This window comes from Desulfobacula sp. (assembly GCF_021107415.1).
Window position 1 is genome coordinate 1 of sequence record NZ_JAIOSW010000383.1, and the last position, 13,774, is coordinate 13,774.

At 40.5% G+C, this 13,774-nt stretch carries 12 protein-coding genes; all 12 read left to right on the plus strand.

Annotation, left to right across the window (positions count from 1 at the left end):
- Positions 1-1,354, plus strand: a 1,354-nt coding sequence (locus K8S13_RS19205; protein ID WP_291465073.1) for a trehalose-6-phosphate synthase, incomplete at its 5' end; no start/stop codon positions are given.
- A 286-nt stretch (positions 1,355-1,640) separates the two neighbouring features.
- Positions 1,641-2,318 (plus strand): CBS and ACT domain-containing protein, encoded by a 678-nt coding sequence (locus tag K8S13_RS19210; protein ID WP_291465075.1) that lies wholly within the window; start codon positions 1,641-1,643, stop codon positions 2,316-2,318.
- A gap of 19 nt (positions 2,319-2,337) precedes the next feature.
- Positions 2,338-2,829 carry a universal stress protein gene (locus K8S13_RS19215; RefSeq protein WP_291465077.1) on the plus strand — a complete coding sequence of 164 codons (492 nt, stop codon included), beginning with the start codon at positions 2,338-2,340 and terminating at the stop codon, positions 2,827-2,829.
- Positions 2,830-2,883: 54 nt separating this feature from the next.
- Complete coding sequence (locus K8S13_RS19220) at positions 2,884-4,941, plus strand: RnfABCDGE type electron transport complex subunit B (RefSeq protein WP_291465079.1); 2,058 nt, start codon at positions 2,884-2,886, stop codon at positions 4,939-4,941.
- 309 nt (positions 4,942-5,250) lie between these two features.
- Complete coding sequence (locus K8S13_RS19225; protein ID WP_291465080.1) at positions 5,251-6,966, plus strand: carbon starvation protein A; 1,716 nt, start codon at positions 5,251-5,253, stop codon at positions 6,964-6,966.
- Between the two features lie 59 nt (positions 6,967-7,025).
- Positions 7,026-7,457, plus strand: coding sequence for a hypothetical protein (locus K8S13_RS19230; protein WP_291465082.1), 432 nt, complete (start codon positions 7,026-7,028; stop codon positions 7,455-7,457).
- The gene (locus K8S13_RS19235) at positions 7,454-7,765 is read left to right on the plus strand and encodes a hypothetical protein (protein WP_291465084.1); all 312 of its coding nucleotides are present in this window, start codon (positions 7,454-7,456) and stop codon (positions 7,763-7,765) included. The genes K8S13_RS19230 and K8S13_RS19235 overlap by 4 nt, the downstream gene beginning before the upstream one ends.
- Positions 7,766-7,770: 5 nt before the next feature.
- Complete coding sequence (locus K8S13_RS19240) at positions 7,771-8,706, plus strand: ArsA family ATPase (protein WP_291465086.1); 936 nt, start codon at positions 7,771-7,773, stop codon at positions 8,704-8,706.
- Between the two features lie 305 nt (positions 8,707-9,011).
- Positions 9,012-9,689: a CBS and ACT domain-containing protein gene (locus tag K8S13_RS19245; RefSeq protein ID WP_291465088.1), complete on the plus strand. Its 678-nt coding sequence runs from the start codon at positions 9,012-9,014 to the stop codon at positions 9,687-9,689.
- A gap of 19 nt (positions 9,690-9,708) precedes the next feature.
- Positions 9,709-10,206, plus strand: a complete 498-nt coding sequence (locus tag K8S13_RS19250) for a universal stress protein (RefSeq protein ID WP_291465090.1) — start codon at positions 9,709-9,711, stop codon at positions 10,204-10,206.
- Positions 10,193-11,131 (plus strand): universal stress protein, encoded by a 939-nt coding sequence (locus K8S13_RS19255; RefSeq protein WP_291465092.1) that lies wholly within the window; start codon positions 10,193-10,195, stop codon positions 11,129-11,131. The genes K8S13_RS19250 and K8S13_RS19255 overlap by 14 nt, the downstream gene beginning before the upstream one ends.
- A gap of 38 nt (positions 11,132-11,169) precedes the next feature.
- Complete coding sequence (locus K8S13_RS19260; protein WP_291465094.1) at positions 11,170-13,656, plus strand: bifunctional acetyl coenzyme A synthetase (ADP forming), alpha domain/GNAT family N-acetyltransferase; 2,487 nt, start codon at positions 11,170-11,172, stop codon at positions 13,654-13,656.
- The last annotated feature ends 118 nt before the right edge of the window (positions 13,657-13,774 follow it).

Sequence of the window (13,774 nt, forward strand, 5' to 3'; positions counted from 1 at the left end):
CGGCTATGTGCACAAGTCAGATAGTGATGATAAGATGCTGCCGGCAATACAATCGGCTGTTTCCGGATATAGTGTTAAGCCGGTTATGCTTAACTCAGATGAGTTAAAAAATTTTTACGAAGGTTTTTCAAATTCAATTTTATGGCCTCTTTTCCATAATTTTACTGATAAGTGTATCTTTTTGCCTGAATACTGGACAAGTTATCGGGAGGTTAATAAAAAATTTGCATTAACAGTATACCGGAATGCAGATGATCTGGATTTTATCTGGGTACATGATTATCAATTAATACTTGTGGGGGCTAAGTTGCGTAAAATGCATAAGAGGAATCCCATCGGGTTTTTTCTGCATATCCCATTTCCCACCATTGAAACCTTTGCACGATGTCCATGGCGTTTTGAGCTCCTTTCTGCCATGTTGGATTATGACATCGTCGGTTTTCATACTATTCAAAATAAACGTAATTTCATCGGATGTATCAAGAAAATAATTCAAGATGCGCAAATTGATGCAAAAGCAGCCTTTGATGAAACAGTGAGTGAATTAAGATTTAACAACAGAATAGTCTGCATCGGGGTTTTTCCCATCAGCATTGATTACCATGAATTTTCTCTCCATGCCTGGGATAGTGACGTTTATAAAAGATCAAAGAAAATACGAAATAATGTCCAGGGTACAAGAATATTAATGGGTGTTGATCGTTTGGATTATACCAAGGGGATACCTGAAAAATTAAAAGCATTTCAACGGTTTTTGACACGCTTTCCTAAGTTTCATAAAAAGGTACATTTTATTCAACTTGTGGTCCCAAGCCGCAGGGAAATAGCAGCCTATGCTGATCTGAAACTCAAGATAGAACAACTTGTGGGAGAGATTAACGGTGAATTCAGTACAAATGACTGGCTTCCCGTCCATTATATGTTTCGAAATCTTGACAGGAATGAGCTTATATCCTTGTACCGGGCATGCCAGATTGCTTTTGTTGCACCGTTAAAGGATGGTATGAACCTTATTGCCAAAGAATATTGTGCCTGCAATATTGATGAGAAAGGTGTGTTAATATTAAGTGAATTTGCCGGTGCTGCCCAGCAGTTTTACCAGGATGCAATCATGGTAAATCCCCATGACATTGACGGAATGGCCAAGGCAATTTACAGGGCATTTAATATGCCTTTAGAAGAAAAAAAACAACGAATGCGCAATCTGCGGGAGAATGTTAAAAACAGGGATGTCTTCTGGTGGGTCAATTCTTTTTTAACGGCTGCCATTGAAAAGAATTTGTCAAATTTTCCCCAGGCGGATGAATATTTTCCTGTTAAGCCGGATAGTGAATATATTGAAAAGCTATCCTGAAGAAATGATACAGCAATAAATACCCCTCCGATACCAACCAAGACAATATAAACTCATGTTTTATTTACTTTGAGTCCTAACCAGTGTCAGCTTTTTTTACAGGTTGCAGGGTTGGGCATGAAATTTTTGAAAAATAAATCATTTTTCCATTATCTTCTATTCTTAGATAGCCATAGGTAAGGGGTTTTAATCGTTTTTAAGAGGATGGCACGGCAATTGCTAAACTATATAGGCAGCAGACAAAATTATGGTTATTTACGGACTTTAAATTATTTGGAGGTAAAAAATGCTGATAAAAGAATGGATGAGCAGAACCGTAATTACTTTGGAAAGTGATAAATCCTTGAAAGATGCATTAAAATTGTTTCAAACAAGGGTGATTTCCATGCTTCCTGTTTTAAAGAAAGAAAAACTCGTCGGTATTGTAACCGATGGTGATATTAAAAAGGCATCTCCTTCTGATGCCACCACTCTGGATAAATTTGAAATGACCTCACTTCTGGATACGGTTACCATTGAGTCCGTCATGTCCAAGCCGGTGGTCACCATCCAGGCGGATCATACTGTTGATGAGGCTGCCGGAATCATGCTGGCCAAAGGCATATCCGGAATGCCGGTGGTTGATACTACAGGCAAAATCCAGGGCATCATCACCAAAAGCGATATTTTCAGATGTTTTGTATCTTTTACAGGGGTTTCAAATAAAGGACAGGTTTTTGCATTTAAGCTGCGGGACAAGCCCGGTATTATAAAAAATTTAACTGATATGATCAGAAACAGCGGTGGACGGCTGGTCAGCATCATGACCTCATACGATGATTTTGAAAAAGGGTTTAGAAAAGTGTTCTTCCATACATTTGATATTGATCCTGACAAATTTGACCGTCTGGTCGAAAATTTTTATGGAACAGGCAATCTGCTTTATGCAGCTGATCTGTCAAAGGGATTCAGGAGAATGTTTTAGAAGATAAAGGAGGCTTGCAATGAATAGAATAAAAAAGATTTTAGCCTGTGTTGATTTTTCGCAATATTCGTTGATGACACTTGAATATGCTGTGGAACTTGCAAAAGGTTCCCAGGCACAAATTATTGTTTTCAATGTTATTAACCAGATAGATACCAGTGGAGTGGCAATGGTCGGTGGCTATTTCCCCGGTTATTTTCCCGATGGAACCGATTCGGAAGACTATGTTAAGAAATTGGAAGAGGAAAGGCTTGGAAAGATAAAGGGCATTATAAAAGAAAACTTTTTCAATGAAAAATCCATGATGACTATAAAGATTGACAGGGGTATTCCTTTTGAATGTATTCTACAGGCAGTTGAAGCAGAAGAGATAGACCTTGTGGTAATAGCAAATAAGGGCAGGGGAAATATTTCAAGGGTTCTTTTTGGCAGCACTGCCGAAAAGGTATTCCGCCATTCTCCTGTTCCAGTGGCCAGTGTCCGGGATAAAATGAAATTCAAAAGAATGTAAAAGAGTGCCGGACAAAGTCAGGTGAAAAGATAATAAAGGAGGTCAAATTTGGCCATGATTATTAAAGCCATACTTGTAATGAGTGCTATGGGGTTTGTCATGGCCTTAATATTGGCTTTGGCTTCAAAAATCTTTTATGTCAAAGAGGACCCCAGGCTTGAAAAACTTAAGGCGGTCCTGCCGGGAACCAATTGCGGCGGGTGCGGGTTTGCCGGTTGCCAGGGTGCTGCCGATGCATTGATAAAGAAAAAGGCCAGTGTCAATGTTTGTATAGTGGGGGGTGCAAAGGTGGCAGAAGAAGTGGCAAAGGTCCTTGGGCAGAGCATGGAATTTACAGAACCGCTGACAATACAAATCGGTTGTACCGGAGGCAATAGAGCCGAAACCCGCTATTATTACCAGGGGTTGAATGATTGCAGGGCAGAACAATTTCTTTTTGGCGGTTCCAATGTTTGTGAAAACGGTTGTCTTGGACACGGCTCATGTGTCAGCGCCTGCCCTTTTGATGCCATTTTCATGGGTCCGGACCATTACCCGATCGTGAACCCTGACCTGTGCAAAAGCTGCGGCAAATGTGTAAAAATATGTCCCCGGGGGGTTATTTCCATTTCCAGTCAATCAGACAGACTGCTTAAATTAAATTTAAAAGAGGAATGCCTGGCGCCATGCCGGCAAAAATGCCCGGCACAGATCAATATACCACTTTTTATCAGCCAGATGGTTAAAAATGATTATAAAGCAGCGTTGCTGACAATAAAAGAACGAAATCCTCTGGTTTTGACTGTTAGTCGCCTTTGCGCCCATCCCTGTGAAAATATCTGCCGCAGGAATATTGCGGATGAAGGTGTGGCTGTTGGGAGGTTAGAACGGTTTTTGGGGGAATGGGAAATGAATTCCAACCAACATGTGCCAATTATCTGTGCTCCGGATACAGGGCATAGAGTTGCTCTGGTGGGCGGCGGTCCCGCAGGGCTTTCCTGTGCATATTTTCTTAGACGGCTGGGTCATCATCCTGTTATATTTGAGAAAAGATCCAATCTGGGTGGTATGCTCAGATATGGTATTCCTGAATACAGGCTGCCCAGGCATGTGGTTGACTGGGAGATTGAAGGCATTCTTAACCTGGGTGTTGAAGTTGAAACAAATGTCACTCTTGGTAAGGATTTTACTTTAAGTGATCTTAAAAACAAGGGGTTTGAATCTATATTTCTTGGCCTTGGTGCATGGAGCACACCCTTGCTCTGTATTGAAGGAGAGAATGTTGAAAATGTGATCTCCAGCCTGGATTTCCTGGCAGAAGCCGGCGTCACTATCAAAACACTTGCAAAGCAAAAAGTGGTGGTGGTGGGTGAATCCAATACAGCCATGGATTGTGCAAGAATTTGTATCCGCATGGGAGCTTTGTCTGTTACTGTGATCTGCCCAAAAGACCAAAAGAAAATGTCTGCAAGGAAAAGTGATGTGGAGCGTGCAATGGAAGAAGGCGTAAAAATTATGTTTCTTACCATACCTTTCCGGGTAAGATCAGATAATTATGGTGGTGTAACCCATATTGAATATATGCAGTTAATTCCCCTTGAAGGCAAAAAAAAATCTGAAATATATAGTAAAGTTCCGGATTCAGAGGACATGATTGAGGCGCAATGGATCATTGCAGCCTATGAAAGAAAACCCGATCTTTATTATATCTGTCATGAAGCAAATCATAATTACAATTTTAAAGCATCCGACAAATGGACACTGGTCGCAGACAAGGATACACTTTTGGCAGGTGAGTCCAATGTGTTTACAGCAGGTGATATGTATACCGGCCGGGCGACCGTCATCAGTGCGGTTGCTGACGGGCGGAGAGCAGCAAGATCAATACACTTTATGCTGTCCACAGGTGCGATACCCATACCGGAGAACCTTCATCGGAAAATAAATACAAAGAGCATTCTTAAAAAGGTAAAGGTATCTCAACAGATTCCTAAAGTTGTGGTTTCCGAAATTCCGGCAGAAATACGCCGATGCTCTTTAACTCAGGATATAGTGGGTACAATTACTGAGGAACAGGTCCAGACGGAAGCTGAAAGATGTCTTTGCTGCGGAACAACTTGCTATAATCAATAGCCTTGTTCATAGAAAAAAAGGTGGTTGGTTTTATGGAAAAGGGTTGCATTGTTGAATCCAGAGTGTTGCGTTTTTGCGTTCTTTGCGTTCTTTGCGTTTTTATTATTGGGTGTTAAAATATTATAACTCATTGAAATTATGTCGTTTTATTTATAATTTAGATAGAAATACGTATTGGCATTTTTTTTGCTATGTATGAAGAAAGTAATAACAGCGAAGGGTACGAGCTGACAAAAGCATGCATTATCGAGTGCTTTTGCCATGATTTATATTTGTTTTAATTCTTAATTAACATGAGGAGGCAATTAAATGAGTGCATTAGTAATCATGGTTGTTGCGTTTATAGGTTATATTTTAATGTATAACCTGTATGGTAAATTCATCGGGCAGAAAATTTTTAAGTTATCCAAAGGGGTGACGGTTCCTTCCGTTGAATTGGAAGATGGTGTGGATTATGTTCCCACAAAAAAGGAAGTAATCTTCGGACATCATTTTACATCCATTGCCGGAACCGGGCCCATTGTCGGACCCGCAGTCGCTATTATCTGGGGATGGGTACCTGCGCTGATCTGGGTGTTTTTCGGAAGCATTTTCATGGGGGCAGTACATGATTTCGGCGCTTTGATTATCTCCATGAGAAACCAGGGCAAATCCATTGCTGATTATACGTCTAAATATATCAACGCCCGTACCCGGTTTTTCTTTTTTTTAATTGTATTTTTAGAACTATGGATTGTGATTGCCATCTTCGGGCTGGTTATTGCCGTGGTATTTGCCATGTATCCGACATCGGTATTTCCGGTCTGGTGTGAAGTCGCCATTGCTCTTTGGCTTGGATATGCGGTTTACAAACAGGGCAAAAGCATTATGGCCTTGTCCATTGTTGCCGTGATTTTGATGTATATTACGGTGTTCATTGGTGTTTACATCCCCATTAAAATGCCGGCGATTGCCGGGATTCCGCCTACGGGTGTATGGACAATTATCCTTTTGATTTATGCATTTATTGCTTCTACACTTCCAGTGACCACATTGCTTCAGCCCCGTGATTTTATCAACTCCCATCAGCTGTTGGTTGCCATGGTTCTTTTGATTTTGGGCGTTATTTTTTCCGCCTTTGGCGGGAATCTTCAAATTGTTGCTCCGGCTGTTCAGATGGCACCTGCCAAAGCGCCACCCATGTGGCCTTTTTTGTTTATTACCATTGCCTGTGGCGCTATTTCAGGATTCCATTCCCTGGTATCCTCAGGGACATCGTCAAAACAGGTCAGGGATGAATCCGATTCTTTATTTGTCGGCTATGGTTCCATGCTCATGGAAGGAACACTTGCCACTTTGGTGATCATTGCCGTATCTGCAGGGATCGGTATGGGGTATGTGACCAAATCCGGTGAGACCCTGATGGGGGTAGCAGCCTGGACAACCCATTATTCTTCATGGGCAGCAGCAGCCGGGCTGGGCTCTAAAATTGCAGCCTTTGTTAACGGATCCGCCAATATGATTGCTTCCACCGGATTACCCAACAGTGTTGCTGTGGTTGTCATGGGGGTATTTGTGGCATCTTTTGCCGGAACCACTCTGGATACAGCCACCCGTATCCAGCGCTATATTGTTTCCGAACTTTTTACCAGTTTTAAAATGAATTTTCTCACCGGCAAATATATAGCCACTTTTATAGCAGTGGCAACTGCACTGGCGCTTGCCTTTGCAACCGGTGCCGGTGGAAAAGGTGCGTTAAAGCTATGGCCTCTGTTTGGTGCGGTGAACCAGACTCTTGCAGGTCTTGCTTTGATCATTATTACGGTGTACCTTAAAACCAAAGGCGGTATGAAATGGTTGGTGTCAGGTATTCCGGCCGTATTAATGATGTTCATGACCATATGGGCACTTGTACTGAATCAGACCAAGTTCGGTACCGGCCATAATATACTGCTCCAGATAGTGAATGGATTGATACTTTTTCTGGCTATCTGGATTGCTGTTGAAGGGGTTATGAAATTTATGAGCATGAAGTCTGAATCCTGATAATAAACAGTATGAGCCAGGGAAGAATGATTTCTCCCTGGCTCATATGATAATTTGATATGCATACCATACTTAAAAGACAATATGTTTTAATAATTTTACCGGCAGTGGGTCTTTTTCTGGCCTTTGGCCTGGCAAGGGCATTGAATTTTATCAGGCCCGGACAGTTTATCATCCCTTCTGTTCTGCATTCCATATTGTTTATCTTATCCGCCGTTACTGCCATTGCAGGTCCCCTTTTTTTCCGGACTCTTTTTGCTCATTCCATGCGAAAGCAAAAACAGGTTCCAGCCAAAGAATTTTTATCTTTTCAAAGAAAAATTTTATGGATATCACAGATTACACCGTATTATGCTTTTGCTGCGGTTTTATGTGATTTTCCCAGGTTTTATGCAGCTGCCATCGTATTGATGGCACTATATGCAGTATATTATTATTTCCCATCCCGGAAACGGATTAATTTTGACAGGAAGATATTCAGGGTAAAATGAAAAACCCGGGAACACATATCCGTGATATAATTGGTAAAATAAAAAATCGCCTTGCAGACATCTGGCAGGTGGCTGACGAGGTGGCAAGGGATAAGGCGGTTGGAACCATTGAGGCGGAAAAAGAAGAGCTGGACTATATCTTTGCCGTTCTGGTACAGGGAACATTCATTGGAATGCCGTCCCCGCCAGTACATATCAGCATGGATCTTCTTCCTTTAATGGAAAAGGATTTGATTTTGCTTCTTGAAAGAGTGGATACCGCCAATGAACCATTATCCAGGCTGTTTTCCGTATTTGATATAGGATAAAAATCATGACCCAACTTCAAACATTATTTTTTTTGGGCAAAGGTGGAACCGGAAAATCAACGGCATCCGCACTTTTGTCACTGGTACTCATGGAGAAAGGCAAAAAAGTACTTTTGGCTTCTTTTGATGATGCCCACAATCAGTCTGATATTTTTGAGGCTGATTTTTCCGATAAAGCATGCTCAATAGGGCCCTGCCTTGAAGTTCTTCAAATTGACCGGGATAAAGAAATTAAGAAGTATTTAAAGAAGACCGCCCAGAGTGTTAAAAACAGCTATGCATACCTGACAGCTTTTAACCTGGACAATTATTTTGATATTTTAAAATTTTCACCCGGTATGGAAGAATATGCTTTGGTCACGGCGTTTATGAATCTTCAAACCAGGTATAAGGAATATGATTATCTGATCATTGATATGCCGCCAACAGCCCTGTCTTTAAGATTTTTTAATCTGCCGGCCCTGTCATTAACATGGGTTGATCAACTTGAAAAACTGCGGATGGAAATTTATAAGCGAAAAGAGATTATTTCAAGAATCAAATTTGCCGGGAAAGAATTTGAACGAGATAAAGTCCTGTCCAGGATTCGGGAAATCAAATCCGACTACCAGACACTTAAGGATATTTTTGAAGATTCCCAAAAATCAAATTTTTTTGTTGTTTTTAACCAGGATGTGCTGTCTGTGGCTGAAACCAGGCGTATCCTTGAGCAACTTAATTCCTTGAATATTAAAATAAAGGGATTGATCTGCAATAACCGGATGCAGGAAGAACCAAAAGAAAAAAATATTGGAAATAAATTTTCATCCATTCCTATTCAATCCATCCCTTTTTCATCTTCTCCTTTAATCGGGATGGCTGCATTAAAAAAACATATATCATCATACGATCTAACATTTGATAAAATTTTTTTCCTCAAACATAAAGGTTTGACACCATAGAAAAAGTTGTCTGCCTGATTCGTTCAATTATTTTACATCGGTGGCATTGTTATTGCTACTATGATTTACAGAATGAAATTAAGGAAAAACATATGATAACCAATTGTGACATAATCAGTGTCAGCTTTTTTTACATATTGCAAGAAAACTATGGGAAATTGATTGTGTTTTTTAAATGCATAAAGTCTTTGATGCTGATAGATCAAGGGATTGAATTTTTTTATAAAAGTGGCATGCCATTTGCTAATACTTAAGATAGTGGAGAATAGTATTATTAATGACACCTAAAACACTGGAGGTGAAAAATGCTGATAAAAGAATGGATGAGCAGAACCGTCATTACCATAGACAGTGACGAGTCTCTAAATGATGCATTAAAATTATTTCGTGTAAGGGTGATTTCCATGCTTCCTGTTTTAAAGGAAGGAAAACTTGTTGGTATCGTAACCCACGGGGATGTTAAAAAAGCGTCTCCTTCTGGTGCCACAACTCTGGATAGACATGAAATCGCTGCACTCATGGATACGGTTTTGATTGAATCCGTCATGTCCAGTCCTGTTATCACTATCCGGGCGGATCACATGATTGATGAGGCGGCCGGACTCATGCTGGCCGAAGGAATATCCGGAATGCCGGTGGTTGATAAAAAGGGTAAAATCAAGGGTGTTATTACCAAAAGTGATATCTTCAGGTGTTTTGTGTCTTTTACAGGTGTTTCAAACAAAGGACAGGTTTTTGCGTTTAACCTGCCGGACAAGTCCGGCAGTATAAAAGATTTAACTGATAAGATCAGAAACAGCGGTGGTCGGGTGTGCAGCATCATGACGTCTTACGAGGATAGTGAAAAAGGATTTAGAAAAGGATTTTTTTATACATTGGACATTGATTCTGACAAGTTTGACAACCTGGTCGAAGAATTGCGCAAAGCAGATGAACTGCTTTATGTGGCTGACCTGTCAAAAGGATTCAGGAAAATTTTTTAGAAGATAAAGGAGGATTACAATGGAAAAAATAGAAAAAATTTTAGCCTGTGTTGATTTTTCAAAATATTCGTTGATGACGCTTGAGTATGCAGTGGAACTTGCAAAGGGGACTCAGACACAGATTATTCTTTTCAATGTTATCAATCAGCGGGATATCAACTCAGTTGAAAAGGTCAGCAAATATTTTCCCCAAAAAGTTACCGTGGAAGGCTATATCAAGGAGTTAAAAAAAGACAGGAACAAAGAAATGAAAGCCATTATAAAAGAAAATTTTTTTAATGAAAAATCCATGATGAGCATAAAAATTGATACGGGCGTTCCGTTTGAAAGTATCCTGAAAGCAGTTGAAACAGAAAATATAGATTTGATTGTAATGGCAAATAAGGGCAGGGGAAATGTTGCAAGGGTTCTTTTTGGCAGTGCTGCCGAAAAGGTGTTTCGCCATTCCCCGGTTCCGGTCGTCAGTGTCAGGGATAAAAATATATTTAAGAGGGGGAATAAAAATGGCAGAAAATAAAAATAAAAATAAAATTCTTGTGGCGCTTGACGGGTCGAAAAAAGCATTTAAAACAATAGAATATCTTTGCAAATTTAAACCCTTCCTTAATAAGGAAGTTGTCCTGTATAATGTTATCAGTTCAGTTCCTGATTGCTATTATGATTTAAAAAAAGAAGCGTTCAGCCATAAAGCCGTTTCCCGGGTAAAGGCATGGGAAATGGGTCATAGAAAGAAAATGGAAAAATTCATGGAAGAATCAAGGATGATGCTCATTGCTGCGGGATTTAAACCTGAAGCTATTACAATTATGATTAAAAAATTAAAAAAAGGGGTTGCAAGGGATATCCTGGCTGAGACCCAGAAAGGCTATGATGCTCTTTTAATACGTAGAAGAGGGGCGGCTGTATCATTTTTACCGATTATCATGGGAAGCGTTGCAACAAAACTTGTTGAAAAAGAGGCTAATATCCCTCTTTTTCTTGCCGGCACACACAAGGTTAATCATTCAATTTTTATTGCTGTTGACGGCTCAGACGGCTCGAACAGAGCAATTGAGTTTTTAGCAAAAATCATTGAGAATTCAGATTGCAGAATTGTTTTGTGCAGTGTTCTCAGGGATTACCAGGCATATGATGAAAAAGAAACCAAGCAAAAAAATGCAGATTGCATTAAGGCATCATTTGAGGGGATTGAAGCTGTTATTGAAGAAACGACAAAGCGGTTGGAGTCAGTTGGAATAAAAAGAGAAAAGATTGAAAGTAAAATTATACAGGGAGCAAAAAGCCGGGCCGGTGCCATTGTTGAAGCAGCCAAGGAAGAGGATTGTGATACCATTGTTTTTGGCAGAAGAGGAAAATCGAAAGTGGCCAATTTTGATATCGGACGAGTGCCATGGAAGGTGATTCATGGTGCCAGGAAACTGACTGTCTGGGTCATACCCTAAATTGATTGTATGTTCCAATGACAAAAGAGAGATAAAGAGTGAGTACGTTCAATTTGCATAGACTGTTTAACCCTAAATCCGTTGCAGTGGTTGGCGCCAGTGAAAAAAAGGGTTCCATCGGGTTCTCAATTATGAGAAACCTTTTAAAAAACGGTTTCAGGGGAGATATTTTCCCGGTTAATCCAAAACATAGCAGTATCATGGGCCTGTCTTCGTTTGCCGGTATTAAGGATATCGGATCAAGTGTGGACGTGGCCATCATTGCAATACCCATACATCTTGTTCCCGGGATAGTTGACTCCTGCGGCAAAGCCAGGTTGGCAGGTGTGGTTATTATATCTTCCGGCGGCAGGGAGGCTGGAGAAAAAGGACGGGCAATTGAAGCCAGGATTCTGGAAAAAGCCCAAAAATACAACCTGCGTATTATTGGACCCAATTGCCTGGGGTTTATAAATATATCAAAGGCCCTTAATGCAAGTTTTGCCCATTTATTCCCTTTGTCAGGGAATATAGCCTTTCTTTCACAGAGTGGTGCGGTCTGTACATCTGTTATAGACCTTGCCAATCGAAAAAAGATTGGTTTTAGCCATTTTGTCAGCCTTGGCTCAATGATGGATGTTGATTTTGCAGATATGATCGATTATCTGGGCTCTTTGAGTTCTGTGAAAATTATTGTTTTGTATATCGAGAATATTACCAATATTCGAAATTTCATGAGTGCTGCTCGGTCGGTTTCTCGTGTGAAACCCATTATTGCCTTGAAATCAGGCAGATCCAAATCCGGAGCCAGGGTTGCTGTATCCCACACCAATGCTTTGGTTGGTGTGGATGCTGTTTACGACGCAGCATTCCAGCGGGCTGGAATTTTACGTGTTAATGAATTTGAAGAATTATTGGACTGTTCAGCATTTTTAGCAAAACTGGGCCGTCCTTCCGGCCCGGGACTTACAATGATAAGCAATGCAGCCGGGCCTGGTGTTATGGCAGCAGATGCACTGGAGTCCCATGGAATGGAACCTGCTATTCTCAACCCGGAAACCATTGGAAAACTGGATAAAATTCTTCCTGAAAACTGGAGCCGGGCAAATCCTATAGACATTGTTGGAGATACAGCACCAAAAATATATGCAGATGTGGTAAAAATATGTGTAAATGCTCCGGAAACAGATGCCTTGCTGCTGATGTGTTCTCCGGTGGGGACCATGGATACCTTAAACTTGGCTAACTCCTTGATACCGTATTTGAAAACTCTGTCTTGTCCGGTTTTTACTGCATGGATAGGCGGTGATAATGTTCAAGAGGCCAGGCATGCTTTTAATCAAGTTGGTATTGTTACCTATGATTCAGCAGAACGGGCGGTCAGGGCCTTTAAAAATCTCTATCAATATGGCCGTAATATTGATACTTTATTGGAAATTCCAGTCCGAACAGACAAAAAACTTATTATTAATCGTTCCAAGGCTCAAAATATCATAAAAAAGGCCATTGCTGATGGAGCCCGAAGTCTTACAAAAATCCAGGCCAGAAATTTGCTTTTATCCTATGGAATTTGTCCCAAAATTACAAAAATTGCTGATTCCGAGGATATTGCCATGCAGGTCCCGGCAGATTACGAACTGATCATTGGTTCAAAAACAGATCCCAATTTTGGACCTGTTATTTTTTTTGGGATGGGGGGTGTCCTGGCCGAAGTGTTCAAGGACACTTCAATGGGACTGCCGCCATTGAACCGCCTTCTTGCCAGGCAGATGATTGAAGACACTAAAATATCAAAGGTGTTAAAGGGATTTAAAAATTTTAAACAGGTCAGTATCCCTTTGCTTGAGGAATTGTTGATAAGGACAGGCAGGCTGGTAACGGATTTTCCGGAAATCATTGAATTGGATATCAATCCCTTAGTGGTTAAAAACGGCAATATAACGGCTGTGGATGCCAGAGTCAGTATTTCTGTTCCTCGCATGTCATCGCCTGATCATTTAATTATCAGCAGTTATCCCTGGCAGTATGAAAAAAAACAGCATACGATAAATGGCCATGAATTTTTTATCAGGCCTATTCGACCCACTGACGCAGATTTGATGATCAATCATTTTGATTCGCTCTCACCAAGAAGTGTTTATATGCGATTTTTTTCACCTGTAAAGCAATTGTCTAAAACCATGCTGATTAAACTGACACAGATTGATTATGACAGGGAGATCGCTCTTGTTGCTTTGATGGGAAAGGGCCGGGATAAAAAAATAATCGGGGTATGCCGTATTATACTTGAACCCGATAAAACCCTGGGGGAATTTGCACTGGCAATCAGTGATGAATGGCAGGGCAAAGGAATCGGTTCATCGCTTCTCAAGCTATGTCTAAAGGCTGCTCAGACCAAGGGAATACAGAAGATTATGGGAATTGTTTTCGCTGAAAATACCCAAATGCTCATGCTTGGCAGAAAATTGGGATTTTCCGTGAAACGGCATCCGGAGTCTGGTGAATATGACTTGATCATTGATTTTAAAGATATTCATATTGACTAGAAAATATTGAAAATTATCTAAATGCCATGGGAAAGATTTATCAAACCGGTCTTAGAAAATCTTAACAATATTAGAAAGATTGATTTGTTTACTATTGGTCGATTTATTTTACAGGATG